This window comes from Streptomyces sp. LaBMicrA B280, assembly GCF_049222185.1.
Taxonomy (GTDB): Bacteria; Actinomycetota; Actinomycetes; order Streptomycetales; family Streptomycetaceae; genus Streptomyces; species Streptomyces murinus.
The window spans coordinates 102,181-115,114 of the sequence record NZ_JBMJCT010000003.1; the positions used below are offsets into that span (position 1 = coordinate 102,181).

Annotated in this window: 14 protein-coding genes and 2 riboswitches; of the genes, 7 read left to right on the forward strand and 7 right to left on the reverse strand. The window is 70.8% G+C overall.

All coding sequences use genetic code 11. From position 1 onward, the window contains the following. The first annotated feature begins 112 nt into the window (after window positions 1-112). A riboswitch (glycine riboswitch) is annotated at window positions 113-210 on the forward strand. After that, a riboswitch (glycine riboswitch) is annotated at window positions 211-323 on the forward strand. A gap of 44 nt (window positions 324-367) precedes the next feature. From gcvT to ACLF5H_RS02895, 6 genes are all read left to right on the forward strand, one after another. Beyond that, a complete protein-coding gene (gcvT, locus tag ACLF5H_RS02870) occupies window positions 368-1,486 on the forward strand; it encodes a glycine cleavage system aminomethyltransferase GcvT (RefSeq protein ID WP_421674499.1) in 1,119 nt (372 codons plus the stop codon). Between the two features lie 130 nt (window positions 1,487-1,616). Further along, window positions 1,617-1,994, forward strand: a complete 378-nt coding sequence (gene gcvH / locus ACLF5H_RS02875; protein ID WP_421674500.1) for a glycine cleavage system protein GcvH — start codon at window positions 1,617-1,619, stop codon at window positions 1,992-1,994. 14 nt (window positions 1,995-2,008) lie between these two features. After that, complete coding sequence (gene glyA, locus ACLF5H_RS02880; RefSeq protein WP_421674501.1) at window positions 2,009-3,274, forward strand: serine hydroxymethyltransferase; 1,266 nt, start codon at window positions 2,009-2,011, stop codon at window positions 3,272-3,274. 55 nt (window positions 3,275-3,329) lie between these two features. Next, on the forward strand, window positions 3,330-4,697 hold the full coding sequence (locus tag ACLF5H_RS02885) for an L-serine ammonia-lyase (RefSeq protein ID WP_421674502.1): 1,368 nt from the start codon (window positions 3,330-3,332) through the stop codon (window positions 4,695-4,697). A gap of 37 nt (window positions 4,698-4,734) precedes the next feature. Next, on the forward strand, window positions 4,735-5,340 hold the full coding sequence (locus ACLF5H_RS02890; RefSeq protein ID WP_421674503.1) for a GNAT family N-acetyltransferase: 606 nt from the start codon (window positions 4,735-4,737) through the stop codon (window positions 5,338-5,340). Next, a complete protein-coding gene (locus tag ACLF5H_RS02895) occupies window positions 5,319-5,873 on the forward strand; it encodes a glycoside hydrolase family 25 protein (RefSeq protein ID WP_421674504.1) in 555 nt (184 codons plus the stop codon). The genes ACLF5H_RS02890 and ACLF5H_RS02895 overlap by 22 nt, the downstream gene beginning before the upstream one ends. 51 nt (window positions 5,874-5,924) lie before the next feature. On the opposite strand, the gene ACLF5H_RS02900 is transcribed toward ACLF5H_RS02895, so the two are convergent. Then, window positions 5,925-6,137: an EF-hand domain-containing protein gene (locus ACLF5H_RS02900; RefSeq protein ID WP_037657174.1), complete on the reverse strand. Its 213-nt coding sequence runs from the start codon at window positions 6,135-6,137 to the stop codon at window positions 5,925-5,927. A gap of 60 nt (window positions 6,138-6,197) precedes the next feature. After that, entirely contained in the window at window positions 6,198-7,109 is a 912-nt protein-coding gene (locus tag ACLF5H_RS02905; protein ID WP_421674505.1) for a MerR family transcriptional regulator, read from the reverse strand. 49 nt (window positions 7,110-7,158) lie between these two features. Here ACLF5H_RS02905 and ACLF5H_RS02910 point away from each other — a divergent pair, with 49 nt between their 5' ends. Beyond that, entirely contained in the window at window positions 7,159-7,818 is a 660-nt protein-coding gene (locus ACLF5H_RS02910; RefSeq protein WP_421674506.1) for a GNAT family N-acetyltransferase, read from the forward strand. Here ACLF5H_RS02910 and ACLF5H_RS02915 read toward each other — a convergent pair. The 5 genes from ACLF5H_RS02915 to ACLF5H_RS02935 all read right to left on the reverse strand — a co-directional run bounded on the left by ACLF5H_RS02915 (window position 7,789) and on the right by ACLF5H_RS02935 (window position 12,924). After that, the gene (locus ACLF5H_RS02915) at window positions 7,789-8,976 is read right to left on the reverse strand and encodes a beta-propeller fold lactonase family protein (RefSeq protein ID WP_421674507.1); all 1,188 of its coding nucleotides are present in this window, start codon (window positions 8,974-8,976) and stop codon (window positions 7,789-7,791) included. The genes ACLF5H_RS02910 and ACLF5H_RS02915 overlap by 30 nt on opposite strands. Beyond that, window positions 8,976-9,782, reverse strand: coding sequence for a polysaccharide deacetylase family protein (locus ACLF5H_RS02920; protein ID WP_421674508.1), 807 nt, complete (start codon window positions 9,780-9,782; stop codon window positions 8,976-8,978). The genes ACLF5H_RS02915 and ACLF5H_RS02920 overlap by 1 nt, the downstream gene beginning before the upstream one ends. Before the next feature lie 82 nt (window positions 9,783-9,864). After that, window positions 9,865-10,473 carry an ATP-binding protein gene (locus ACLF5H_RS02925; RefSeq protein WP_421674509.1) on the reverse strand — a complete coding sequence of 203 codons (609 nt, stop codon included), beginning with the start codon at window positions 10,471-10,473 and terminating at the stop codon, window positions 9,865-9,867. 220 nt (window positions 10,474-10,693) lie between these two features. Continuing rightward, window positions 10,694-11,461, reverse strand: coding sequence for an enoyl-CoA hydratase/isomerase family protein (locus ACLF5H_RS02930; protein WP_086807010.1), 768 nt, complete (start codon window positions 11,459-11,461; stop codon window positions 10,694-10,696). 242 nt (window positions 11,462-11,703) lie between these two features. After that, a complete protein-coding gene (locus tag ACLF5H_RS02935; protein ID WP_421674510.1) occupies window positions 11,704-12,924 on the reverse strand; it encodes a L,D-transpeptidase in 1,221 nt (406 codons plus the stop codon). Window positions 12,925-12,934: the final 10 nt, after the last annotated feature.

Genomic DNA, 12,934 nt, shown 5'->3' on the forward strand with positions numbered 1-12,934 from the left:
CGGTGGGCCACGGGCGGGTGCGCGTACCGCTACGGCTCGGTTACGGATGCGACCCCTGACGGGCGGGGGCGCGACGTGCAATGATGTGGCCGCCAACTGCATACCGGCCGTTTGAATCCGCGCGGGAGAGTCCCCAGCAGGCTTCGCTGGGGCGCCGAAGGAGCAAGTCCCTCCCTTGAATCTCTCAGGCCCCGTTACCGCGCGGGCGAGGCACATCTGAAAAGCGGGCCGCCGTGACGGCTGCCCCACCCAAGGTGCAAACCGTGATCGCCTCCGTGGCGGTCCCGGCGAACCTCTCAGGTTCCGATGACAGATGGGGAGGAACGTTCCTCGCCCCATCCCTGTTGCCCTGGGAGACGACCGACCGATGAGCAGTACCGAACTCCGACACACCGCGCTGGACGCCGTGCACCGCTCGCTCGGTGCGACGATGACCGACTTCGCGGGCTGGGACATGCCGCTCCGCTACGGCTCCGAGCGCGACGAGCACCTGGCCGTGCGGACCAAGGCGGGCCTGTTCGACCTCTCCCACATGGGCGAGATCACCGTCAGGGGCCCCGAGGCCGCCGACTTCCTGAACATGGCCCTGGTCGGCAACATCGCCTCCGTCGGCGTCGGCCGCGCCCGCTACACGATGATCGTGCGGGCCGACGGCGGCATCCTGGACGACCTGATCGTCTACCGGCTCGCCGAGACCGAGTACATGGTCGTCGCCAACGCCTCCAACGCCCAGGTGGTCCTGGACGCGCTGGACGAGCGCTCCGCCGGCCTCGACGTCGAGGTGCGCGACGACCGGGACGCCTACGCCCTGCTCGCGATCCAGGGCCCGGCCTCCCCCGGCATCCTGAAGTCCCTCACCGACGCCGACCTGGACGGTCTGAAGTACTACGCGGGCCTGCCCGGCACCGTCGCCGGCGTCCCCGCGCTGATCGCCCGCACCGGCTACACCGGCGAGGACGGCTTCGAGCTGTTCGTCAAGCCCGAGCACGCCGTCGAGCTGTGGCAGGCGCTGACCAAGGCCGGCGAGGGCGTCGGCCTGGTGCCCTGCGGCCTGTCCTGCCGCGACACGCTGCGCCTGGAGGCGGGCATGCCGCTGTACGGGCACGAGCTGAACACCTCGCTGACCCCCTTCGACGCCGGGCTCGGCCGCGTGGTCAAGTTCGAGAAGGAGGGCGACTTCGTGGGGCGCGCCGCGCTCGTCGAGGCCGCCGAGCGCGCCGCGCAGAACCCCCCGCGGGTCCTGGTCGGCCTGATCGCCGAGGGTCGTCGGGTGCCGCGCGCCGGGTACCCGGTCGTCGCCGGCGGCGAGGTGATCGGCGAGGTCACCTCCGGTGCCCCCTCCCCCACCCTGGGCAAGCCGATCGCCATGGCCTACGTCGAGGCGGCGCACGCGGCGCCCGGCACCGAGGGCGTAGGCGTGGACATCCGCGGCACGCACGAGCCCTACGAGGTCGTCGCGCTGCCGTTCTACAAGCGCCAGAAGTAGACAGCGAGCCCGGTCGCGCCCCCGCCCCCGACGGGCGGGCACGTGACCCTGCGCACATTCGCCCGCCCACCGGCGGCCACCAGCGTCCCCCCGTCATCAGCACTCCCGCGCGTACAGGAGAATTCAGGCCATGAGCAACCCCCAGCAGCTGCGCTACAGCAAGGAGCACGAGTGGCTGTCGGCCGCCGACAACGGCGTCTCGACGGTCGGCATCACCGAGTTCGCGGCCAACGCGCTCGGCGATGTGGTCTACGCCCAGCTCCCCGAGGTCGGCTCCACCGTCGAGGCGGGCGAGACCTGTGGTGAGCTGGAGTCCACCAAGTCGGTCTCCGACCTGTACTCCCCGGTCACCGGCGAGATCACCGCGATCAACGAGAACGTCGTCGACGACCCGTCGCTGGTGAACTCCGAGCCCTTCGAGGGCGGCTGGCTGTTCAAGGTACGCGTCGCGGGCGAGCCGGCCGACCTGCTCTCCGCCGCCGAGTACGACGCCCACATCGCCGGCTGAGGAGTCATAAGCGCATGACTGTCCTGAACACGCCCCTGCACGAGCTGGACCCGGAGATCGCCGCCGCGGTCGACGCCGAGCTGCTCCGCCAGCAGGCCACGCTGGAGATGATCGCGTCCGAGAACTTCGCGCCGCTCGCGGTGATGGAGGCCCAGGGCTCGGTCCTCACCAACAAGTACGCCGAGGGCTACCCGGGCCGCCGCTACTACGGCGGCTGCGAGCACGTCGACGTGGCCGAGCAGATCGCCATCGACCGGGTCAAGGAGCTGTTCGGCGCCGAGTACGCCAATGTGCAGCCCCACTCCGGCGCCTCCGCCAACCAGGCGGCCCTGTTCGCGCTGGCCCAGCCCGGGGACACCATCCTCGGCCTGGACCTGGCGCACGGCGGCCACCTGACCCACGGCATGCGGCTGAACTTCTCCGGCAAGCAGTTCAACGTGGTCGCGTACCACGTGGACGAGGAGAGCGGCCTGGTCGACATGGCCGAGGTCGAGCGGCTCGCCAAGGAGCACCGCCCCAAGGTCATCATCGCGGGCTGGTCCGCGTACCCGCGCGAGCTGGACTTCGCCGAGTTCCGCCGGATCGCCGACGAGGTCGAGGCGTACCTGTGGGTCGACATGGCGCACTTCGCGGGCCTCGTCGCCGCCGGTCTGCACCCGAACCCGGTCGAGCACGCGGACGTGGTCACCTCCACGACGCACAAGACCCTGGGCGGCCCGCGCGGCGGCATCATCCTCGCGAAGAAGGAGTTCGCGAAGAAGCTGAACTCGTCCGTCTTCCCGGGCTTCCAGGGCGGTCCCCTGGAGCACGTGATCGCGGCCAAGGCGGTGTCCTTCAAGGTCGCGGCCTCCGAGGGCTTCAAGGAGCGCCAGCGCCGTACGGTGGACGGTGCCCGTATCCTCGCCGAGCGTCTGACGGCCGAGGACGCCCGCGCCGCCGGGGTCAACGTGCTGTCCGGCGGTACGGACGTGCACCTGATCCTGGTCGACCTGCGCGCCTCCGAGCTGGACGGCCAGCAGGCCGAGGACCGGCTGCACGAGGTCGGCATCACGGTCAACCGCAACGCGGTCCCGAACGACCCGCGTCCCCCGATGGTCACCTCGGGCCTGCGGATCGGCACGCCCGCGCTCGCGACCCGCGGCTTCACGGCCGAGGACTTCGCCGAGGTCGCGGACGTGATCGCCGAGGCGCTGAAGCCGTCGTACGACGCCTCGGCACTGAAGGCACGGGTCAAGGCCCTGGCCGACAAGCACCCCCTGTACCCGGGTCTGTCCAAGTAATTCCCCGGTGGGGTACTCGCCGACGAGTACCCCACCACTGCCCCAAGGAGTGACCGTGGCCATCTCGGTCTTCGACCTGTTCTCGATCGGCATCGGCCCGTCCAGCTCCCACACGGTCGGCCCGATGCGCGCGGCGCGCATGTTCGCGCACCGGCTGCGCAACGAGGAACTGCTGGCCTCGGTCGCCTCCCTGCGCTGCGAGCTGTACGGCTCGCTCGGCGCGACCGGACACGGCCACGGCACCCCCAAGGCGGTGCTGCTCGGCCTGGAGGGCGCCTCCCCGCGCACGGTCGACGTGGAATCCGCCGACGAGCGGGTGGAGTCGATCAAGAACTCGGGCCGTCTCTCGCTCCTCGGCGAGCGCGAGATCGCCTTCTCCTTCGACGACGACCTGGTCCTGCACCGCCGCAAGGCCCTGCCGTACCACGCCAACGGCATGACGATATGGGCGTACGACGCCTCGGGCGCGGAGCTGCTCAGCAAGACGTACTACTCGGTCGGCGGCGGCTTCGTGGTGGACGAGGACGCGGTCGGCGCGGACCGGATCGTGCTGGACGACACGGTCCTGAAGTACCCCTTCCGCACCGGCGACGAACTGCTGCGCCTGACCAAGGAGACCGGCCTGTCGATCTCCTCCCTGATGCTGGAGAACGAGCGGGCCTGGCGCACCGAGGAGGAGATTCGGGCGGGCCTGCTGGAGATCTGGCGGGTCATGCGGGCATGCGTGCAGCGCGGTCTGACCCGTGAGGGCATCCTGCCGGGCGGGCTCAAGGTCCGCCGCCGGGCGGCCGTCTCCGCGCGCCAGCTGCGGGCCGAGGGCGAGCCGCTGGCACGGGCGATGGAGTGGATCACGCTCTACGCGATGGCGGTGAACGAGGAGAACGCGGCCGGTGGCCGGGTGGTGACCGCCCCGACGAACGGCGCGGCCGGCATCATCCCCGCGGTGCTGCACTACTACATCAACTTCGTGCCGGGCGCGGACGAGGACGGCGTGGTCCGCTTCCTGCTGTCCGCGGGCGCGATCGGCATGCTCTTCAAGGAGAACGCCTCCATCTCCGGCGCCGAGGTCGGCTGCCAGGGCGAGGTCGGCTCCGCGTGCTCCATGGCCGCGGGCGCGCTCGCCGAGGTGCTGGGCGGCACGCCCGAACAGGTGGAGAACGCGGCCGAGATCGGCATGGAGCACAACCTGGGCCTGACCTGCGACCCGGTCGGCGGCCTCGTGCAGATCCCGTGCATCGAACGCAACGGCATGGCCGCGGTGAAGGCGGTCACCGCCGCCAAGATGGCGATGCGCGGCGACGGTTCCCACATGGTCTCCCTCGACAAGGTCATCAAGACCATGAAGGAGACCGGCGCGGACATGTCCGTGAAGTACAAGGAGACGGCGCGGGGTGGGCTCGCGGTGAATATCATCGAGTGCTGACATTTACTTGGCCGGTCCGCGGAACGATCATGGTTGCATGGACCGACCGAGTCAGCTCATCGAGTGCGGGGAATTCCTCCTTCGGCGTTTACGGGGGCAGCGTGATTTCGTTCAACTGTTCACGTTGATAGAGGAATCCCGGGATCATCTGCGGCCCTGGATGCCGTGGGCCGACGGCCATGACGAGCAGAGCACCCGGGATCTGCTGGAGAGTTCCGCTTCCAAATGGGAGAGCGGCGAACTCTACAACTACGTCGTCGCGGAGAATGACAAGCTCATCGGCATGTGCCAGGCGTATCGGGCCGAGCCCCGGGGGTGCCGGCTGGGGTACTGGCTGCATCCCTCGGCCGTGGGGCGGGGCATCGCCACGAGGGCGACGGCGGCGCTGGGCCGGGAGATGTTCGCGCTGGCGGACGTGGGGTACCTGGAGATCGCGCACGACCTGGCGAACGCCCCCAGTCGCGCCGTTCCGCGCCGGCTGGGCTTCACCGAGCTCCGGCGTGAGCAGGCGCCACCGCCGGCGGCTCCGTCCGGCTGCGGAATCGATGTGATCTGGCGTCTGAACCGCCCCGCGACCGGGGGCAAGTTTCCGGGGGGCCGTGCGGGGGGCACAAACTCTGCATGCTCCACGGCATCGACGTAAGTTCCTTCCAGTCCACGTCATATGACACGGACGGGCTCTCCTTCGTCTTCATGAAGGCGACCGAGGGCCGTTCGTATGTGAACCCCCGCCTCACCGCGCAGACCAAGACCGGCCGCGACGCCGGACTGGTCGTGGGTTTCTATCACTTCCTGTGGCCGGGCAATCTCACCGCCCAGGCCGACTACTTCCTCCAGCACGCTCCGGAACGCGCCGGCGACATCCTGGCCGTCGACTGGGAACCCACGAGCGACGGCACTCACGCCAGCAACGCGGACAAGGACTCCTTCATCCGCAAACTGAAACAACTGCGGCCGCACAACAAGGTCGTGCTCTACACCAACAGAGACTTCTGGCTGAACATCGACCGCACCTCTTACGCGGGCGACGGCCTCTGGATCGCCGACTACGTCACCGCGGGCAAGCCCCGGATCAAGGCCAAATGGCGTTTCCACCAATACGCGAGCCAGCCCCATGACAAGGACGTGGCCGACTTCGCCTCCACGGCGGCGCTCAAGGAGTGGGCGGGCGGCTGAGGCGCGCAGGGGTGCCCGCTCCGGAGAACGGGGCACCCCTGCCGACCCGGGTCACTTGTTCAGGTAGGTCCAGAACTCGTCGAAGGACAGGACCTGGTCGCCGTTGAGGTCACGGGACTTGATGATGGCTTCGGCGACCGTGTCGGTGACATTCCAGTCGCCTCCCTGGGCCAGGGCGGACTTGAATTCGGCGGCGGTGATGAAACCGTCGCCGTCCACGTCGATCCGCTGGAATTCCTTGCGTGCTTCCTCGATGTCCGCCACCGATCCGCCCCTTTTGCTCGTGTTTCTTGTGCCCATGCAGGCGTACTGACGCTGGTCAGATTAGCTGTCCGTGCGGGCGCGCAGTGCCGCGACCACCCAGGCGAAGTCCTCGGCGTGCGGCGGCGCGGGGGCGCGGTTGACCAGGGCGATGAGTTCGCGGTAGCGGGCGACGCGGTCGTTGAAGCCGGCCGTCATGCGCTCCAGGACGTCCGCGCGCGGGGCGTCGCCGAAGAGTTCGCGCAGCACGGGCTCCGCCTCCGGTGAGTCCGGGGCGATGCCGCGCTCGCGGGCCGGGGCCGCCAGTTCCACCAGCCGCCTGGCGAACCAGAGCGAACGGCCGCGGGCCTCCCCCGGTGCCCCGTCCGCCGAGTTGAGCTCCATCGCCCGGCGCATCTGCGCGCGGAACTCCGGGTCCTGGAGCATCTCCGCCAGCTCCACCCACGCGTCCACCTCTTCGGGCGTCGGGTCCGGCGCCAGGTCCACCGTGGTGGCGCGCAGCCGCTCCCGCACCTCGGGGTCCACGGCGTCGAGCCCCTGGAGGGCCTCCGCCACGAACTCCGCCATGATCCGCTGCCGTTCGGCCGCCGACAGCCGGGCCAGTTTGTTCATCAGGGTCATCTCCTTCGCGGTCGAGTCACGTCGTGCGACCGACGACAGCACCGCACGGGTCACCTTCAGCGACCTGATCTGCGCGTCCAGCGCGGCCACGTGCGTCGCCGCGACCTGTGCCACGGTCCGCTCTCCCGCCAGCACACGTCGCACGTCGTCCAGGCCGAGCCCCAGTTCGCGCAGGGTCCGGATCAGCTCCAGGCGAGCGACGCCCTGGGCGTCGTACAGCCGGTAGCCGCCCGGTGAGCGGGTCACCGGGGTGAGCACGCCCTCGTCCGACCAGTAGCGGATGGTGCGCACGGTCAGTCCGGTGGCCCGTGCCAGCTCGCCGATGGTGAGAAGTCCGGTGCCGTCGTCGTTCATGTCTGGGAGTCTGGGCCTTCCAGTGGGTGGAGACTCAAGGGGTGGCGTCATGGAGTCCGTGCGGGAGATTCTCGACGGTGTGGCGCGGGGCGTGTTCCCGCCGGCGGACGGCCGTACGACGGTCCTGCCTCAGCCCGGGCCCCGGCATGCGGGCGTACTGGCGTTCACCGGGCACTCCGTCGTCGTCACGGACGAGGACCCCGCCTGGGTGTACGACACGCTGCGCGGCCTGGACTGCGATCCGCTGGCGGCCGCCCTGCACCCGCGCTTCCTGGCCGCGCTGCTGGAGCGCACCGGGCGGCGGGCGGAGACGGTGGACGCGGTGCTGGTGGCCGGCCCGCTCCCCGGCGTCCCCCCGCTCGCGCTGACGGAGATCCGGGACGCCGGTCATCCCCGGATCAGGTACGCGCGCGAGCGCCGCGAGGAGGTGCGGGCCTGGCAGGCGGACGGCGGGGTGCTGGTGACGGGGCGCGGGACGGCCGGACGCCTCGAGGTCTCGGTGGAGGTGGACGAGGGGGCCCGGGAGCAGGGGCTGGGGCGGCGGCTCGCGTACGCGGCCAGGCGGCTCGCCGCGGAGCCCGTCTGGGCGCAGGTGGCGCCGGGGAACGCCCGGAGCCTGCGGGCGTTCCAGGCGGCCGGGTACGGGGCCGTCGGCGCGGAGCTGCTGCTGCTCCCCGGCTCAGCGGAAGACGCCCGTGTGCCCCAGTGAGTAGCGGCCCGGCTGGGGATAGACCGCGAGGCCGTGCGGGCCGCTGCCGACCGGGATGCGGGCCAGTTCCCTGCCGGTGCGGGTGTCGATGGCGTACACCTCGGCGTCGTAGCGGCCGGAGAGCCACAGGACCTTGCCGTCGGCGGAGACGCCGCCCATGTCGGGGCTGCCGCCGCCGGGCAGTTCCCACTTCTTGGTGAGCTTGTTCCGGGCGAAGTCGAAGATGGAGATGGTGCCCTCGCCCCGGTTGGAGACGTACATCTCGCGGGAGTCGCGGCTGATGTAGAGGCCGTGCGCGCCCTTGCCGGTGGAGAGCAGGGTCGGCTTGGTGAACCGGTCGCCGTCCAGCACCCACACCCCGTTGGCCATCATGTCCGCGATGTAGAACCGCTTGCCGTCCGGGGAGACCTTGACGTCCTGCGGCATGGAGCCGTGCACGGGCAGCTTCTCCTGGCCGACCACCGCCATCCGCGCGGTGTCGACCTTGAGGATCTCGCCGCTGAACTCGCAGGAGACGATGAAGTAGCGGCCGTCGCGGGAGAAGTCCGCGTGGTTGACGCCGTAGCAGCTGACCGGCACCGCCTTGACGGTCCTCATGGTGTGGGCGTCGCGGAAGACCAGCTGCCGGTCCATGGAGGCCATGACGATCGCGTACTTGCCGTCGGGCGTGAAGTACAGGTTGTACGGGTCGTGCACGGCGACCGGCTTGCCCGCCTTGCCGGTGCGGGGGTCGAGGGGGGTGAGGCTGTTGCCGAGGTCGTTGTTGACCCACAGGGTCTTCAGGTCCCAGGAGGGCACCACGTGCTGGGGCTGGCGGCCGACCGGGATGGTGTCGATGACCTTGTAGGTGGCGGGGTCGATGACGGTGACCGTGTCGGAGTTGGTGTTGGGGACGTACACCCGGGAGGGGAAGTCCTTGACCACCGGGGAGAGCAGCCCCGGCCGGTCCGCCGCGTAGATGTCCGCCGGGTCCTCGACCGGGGGCATGCCGGGCAGCACGTTCACCCGCGCCTGGTCCACCTGCGGCTGGGCCGGCGGCTTGCTGCCGACGGCCTCGTTCGCGCGGTGCGCGCCCTGGCCGCTGCACGCGGACACCAGGGCCAGGGCGGTGAGGGCGGCACCGGCGGCCAGCCGGCGGGCGGCTTTCGTGGTTCGCATCAGCTCAGCAGCTCCGTGGTGGTGACGGCGCGCAGTTCGCGGCGGTCGAGTTCGGTGAGGAGGCCGGGGAGAGCGGCGACCGTGTCCTCATAACCGAAATGCAAACTCACCACCGAGCCCTCGCGCACCTCCGAGAGGACCTTGCGGGTGACGGCGGCGGCGCCGGGACGGGTGTAGTCGAGCGAGTCGACGTCGTACGACAGCACGTGCGGGTAGCCCACTTGGCGGGCCAGCCCGGCGACGAGCGCGGAGGCGGTGGGCGCGCGGGACGGGCGGAACCAGGTGCCGATGGAGCCGGTGAGCCTGCTGAGCCGGTCGGCGCAGTCGGTGATCTCCTTGCGGGCGTCGGCCTCGGCGAGGTCGTTGACGGAGATGTGCCGCTGCGTGTGGTTGCCGAGGTCGTGGCCGCCGTCGAGGATGCGGCGGGCGATGTCGGGATGTTCGTCCAGCCAGGTGCCGACGGCGAGCACGGTGAGGTGGGCGCCGTGCCGTTCGGCGGTCTCCAGCAGGGTGTGGGCGATGGCCGGGTCGCCCTGGCCGTGGAAGGTGAGCGCGACCCGGGGGCGGGTGCGCGGGCCGTGGGTGATCTGGGCCGGCTGCCCCGGGTAGGCGCGGGGCGCGGGGGCCGGACGGGTGGGAGACGGGGACCGCACGGCGGAGTCGGGGGTGGTCCGTGCGGTGGTGGACTGCGCGGCGGCAGTGGTCTTCGGGCCCGTGCCGCAGCCGGCGGCGAGCGCGCCGCCCGCGACGAGTCCGGCGCCCGCGCGCAGCGCGGCACGGCGGTTGGTGGTGGTCACCCGCGCCATTTAAGGGATGAAAGGTAAGAAAAGCGCGTTTTGTCCGACTTGATGTCGGGAGGCGTGCCGCGCCCGCCGCCGTCGCGCGTCGCTACCGCTCGTTCACCCGCATCTCGAACCAGGTCGTCTTGCCGCGCGGCAGCAGATCGACGCCCCAGCGGTCGGAGAGCTTGTCGACCAGGAACAGGCCCCGGCCGCTGATGTCCAGCTCCTGGACCGGCATCAGACAGGGCAGCCCCCGGGAGGGGTCGCGCACCTCGACGCGCATCCAGCCGGGGCGGCAGCGCATGCGCAGCCCGAAGACGCGGGCGCCGGTGTGCCGTACCGCGTTGCCGACCAGTTCGGACACCAGCAGGACCGTATCCTCGGCCAGCTTGGGGGTGAGCCGCCAGGTGCGCAGGACCACGACCTGGGCGAGGCGACGGGCGGTGGCGGCGGATTCCGGGCGGGAGGGCAGCTGCACCTCACGCTCCGTCGGATTGCCGAACAGTTCGAGCGCCTTGAGCGCCTGTTCGTCCTCGACCGTGGGCGACCAGCGCCCCGCGGAAGCGCGGCTGTGTCCCCGCGGCTGTTCGATGCCCTCCAGCCCCGCCATGCCCCCATGATGGCCGTCGCGCGGCGCCTTGGGGGCCGTTCCGGAGGAATACGCCCCCCGTACGCCCCCGCCGTGCACCGGACGATCGGCATATGCCGATGGCATGTCACTGGCCGGTACACCCCGGCTGAGCTGCGAGGACGACTCAGTTCCGGGCAATCGCGGGGCTCCCTCGACCAGACAGACTTAAGGGTGCCTTAAGGCTCCCATAATCCGCCCCATCGAGGGACCCGTATGAGACGACACGTCAACTGCTGGTGGACTCAAGGGAGTTCAGTTGCGTTTTAAAGGAAATCCGAGCCGACTCCCACCAACCCCGGGTCGCCTAAAGGAACTTGGCCTTTCCGGGGCCCTCCTCCACGAAGCTGCGCATGCCGCGCTCGCGGTCCTCGGTGGCGAACAGACCCGCGAACCAGTTGCGTTCGACGGCGAGCCCGGTGTCGATGTCGGTCTCCAGGCCGACGTCGACGGCCTCCTTGGCGGCGCGCAGCGCGACGGCCGGGCCCTGGGCGAGTTTCGCGGCCCAGGTGTGCGCCTGCTCGTAGACCTCGGCGGCCGGGACGACCCGGTCCACCAGGCCGATCGCGAGGGCCTCGTCGGCCTTGACCATCCGGCCGGTGAAGATGAGGTCCTTGGCCTTGGAGGGGCCGACCAGGCGGGGCAGGCGCTGAGTGCCGCCGGCGCCCGGGATCAGGCCGAGCAGGATCTCGGGCTGGCCGAGCTTGGCGTTGTCGGCGGCGATGCGGTAGTCGGCGCACAGGGCCAGTTCGCAGCCGCCGCCGAGGGCGTAGCCGGTGATGGCGGCCACGACGGGCTTGGGGATGCGGGCCACGGCGGTGAACGCGTCCTGGAGGCCGCGGGAGCGCAGGACCATCGCGGTGTGGTCCATGTTCTGCATCTCCTTGATGTCCGCGCCCGCCGCGAACACCCGCTCCCCGCCGTAGATCACCACGGCGCGCACGTCGTCGCGGCGCGTGGCCTCCTCGGCGAGTTCCCTCAGCCGGTCCTGGGTGGCGACGTCCAGCGCGTTCATCGGGGGGCGGTCGAGACGCAGGGTGCCGACGCCTTCGGCGACATCAAGAGTGACGGTCATACGGCTCAGGTTAACGGCGACTAACGGCGGCGGGGGGGGGGGGGGGGGGGGAGACAACCCCCCCCCCCCCCCCCCCCCCCCCCCCCCCCCCCCCCCCCCCCCCCCCCCCCCCCCCCCCCCCCCTCCCCCCGGGGGGGGGGGGGGGGGGGGGGGGGGGGGGGGGGGGGGGGGGGGGGGGGGGGGGGGGGGGGGGGGGGGGGAAAAGGGAAAGAAAAAAAAAAACCCCCCCACGCCGCGCGGACCTACTTCTTCCAGTCCGCCCAGGACATGTTCCAGCCGTTGAGCCCGTTCCCCGGGAGCACCGTCTTCTCGTGGGAGTTCTTGACGACCACCACATCGCCGAGGATCGAGTGGTCGAAGAACCAGGCGGCCGGCGTCGAGGAGTCGTAGCCGCCCTTCACGTCGCGCAGGCCGATGCAGCCGTGGCTGGCGTTGAAGTTGCCGAAGGCGCCGCCGCCCCAGTAGTTGCCGTGCACGAAGGTGCCGGAGCCGGTCAGGCGCATGGCGTGCGGGACGTCCTTGATGTCGTACTCGCCGCCGTAGCCGACCGTGTCGCCGTTCATCCGGGTCACGGACAGCTTCTCGCTGATGACCATCCGCCCGTTCCAGGTGTCGTAACCGGGCTTGCCGGTGGTCACCGGGAGGGTCTTGATCACCTTGCCGTCGCGGGTGACCTTCATCGTGTGCTTGCTCGCGTCCACGACGGAGACCTGGCTGCGGCCGATGGTGAACGACACCGTCTTGTGCTGCTTGCCGTAGACGCCGTCGCGGCCCTCGACGCCGTCCAGGTCGAGGTCGACGGTGACCTTGGTGCCGGCCTTCCAGTAGTTCTCGGGGCGGAAGTCGAGGCGGTCGTTGCCGAACCAGTGGCCCTCGACGTCGACCGGCGGTTCCGTCTTGACCTTGATGGACTTCTCGACGGCGCCCGGGTGGGTGATGCCCCGGGAGAAGTTCACGGAGAACGGCATGCCGACGCCGACGGTGGAGCCGTCCTCGGGCGTGAAGGTGCCGATGAAGGTGCTCTTCGGGGTGACGGTGGTGAAGCTGGAGTCCTTGGTGGTGCTCTTGCCGTCGGTGTCCTTGGCGACGGCGTGCACCGTGTACTTGGTGTCGGCGGCCAGATGGGCGGACGGCGTCCAGGAGCCGCCGTCGCCGGTGATGCTGCCGTCGACCTTCGCGCCCTTGGCGTCCTTGACGGTGACCTCGGTCAACTTTCCCCGGGCCGCGCTGACTTTGAGGGCGCCGTCGGTGGCGACGCCCGTGGCCCCCTGCTCCGGGGCGATGCTGACGGCGGCCGTGGAGGGCCGGCCCTGCTGGGTCGCGGCACCCTTGCCGTCGTCCTTGCCACCCCCGCCGCCCCCGCCGCACGCCGCCAGCGACAGCACCAGGGAGCCGGCTATGAGCCCCCCTGCCGCGCGCCGCCGCCTCGCCACCGACGCCCCCGATATCGGCCGCACGTTCACGTCGTTCTCC

Bases quoted from the DNA above. Each gene is read 5' to 3' on its own strand.
- gcvT (WP_421674499.1), top strand. From the start codon at position 368: ATGAGCAGTACCGAACTCCGACACACCGCGCTGGACGCCGTGCACCGC.
- gcvH (WP_421674500.1), top strand. From the start codon at position 1,617: ATGAGCAACCCCCAGCAGCTGCGCTACAGCAAGGAGCACGAGTGGCTG.
- glyA (WP_421674501.1), top strand. From the start codon at position 2,009: ATGACTGTCCTGAACACGCCCCTGCACGAGCTGGACCCGGAGATCGCC.
- ACLF5H_RS02890 (WP_421674503.1), top strand. From the start codon at position 4,735: ATGGACCGACCGAGTCAGCTCATCGAGTGCGGGGAATTCCTCCTTCGG.
- ACLF5H_RS02895 (WP_421674504.1), top strand. From the start codon at position 5,319: ATGCTCCACGGCATCGACGTAAGTTCCTTCCAGTCCACGTCATATGAC.
- ACLF5H_RS02905 (WP_421674505.1), bottom strand. From the start codon at position 7,109: ATGAACGACGACGGCACCGGACTTCTCACCATCGGCGAGCTGGCACGG.
- ACLF5H_RS02910 (WP_421674506.1), top strand. From the start codon at position 7,159: ATGGAGTCCGTGCGGGAGATTCTCGACGGTGTGGCGCGGGGCGTGTTC.
- ACLF5H_RS02915 (WP_421674507.1), bottom strand. From the start codon at position 8,976: ATGCGAACCACGAAAGCCGCCCGCCGGCTGGCCGCCGGTGCCGCCCTC.
- ACLF5H_RS02920 (WP_421674508.1), bottom strand. From the start codon at position 9,782: ATGGCGCGGGTGACCACCACCAACCGCCGTGCCGCGCTGCGCGCGGGC.
- ACLF5H_RS02925 (WP_421674509.1), bottom strand. From the start codon at position 10,473: ATGCCATCGGCATATGCCGATCGTCCGGTGCACGGCGGGGGCGTACGG.
- ACLF5H_RS02930 (WP_086807010.1), bottom strand. From the start codon at position 11,461: ATGACCGTCACTCTTGATGTCGCCGAAGGCGTCGGCACCCTGCGTCTC.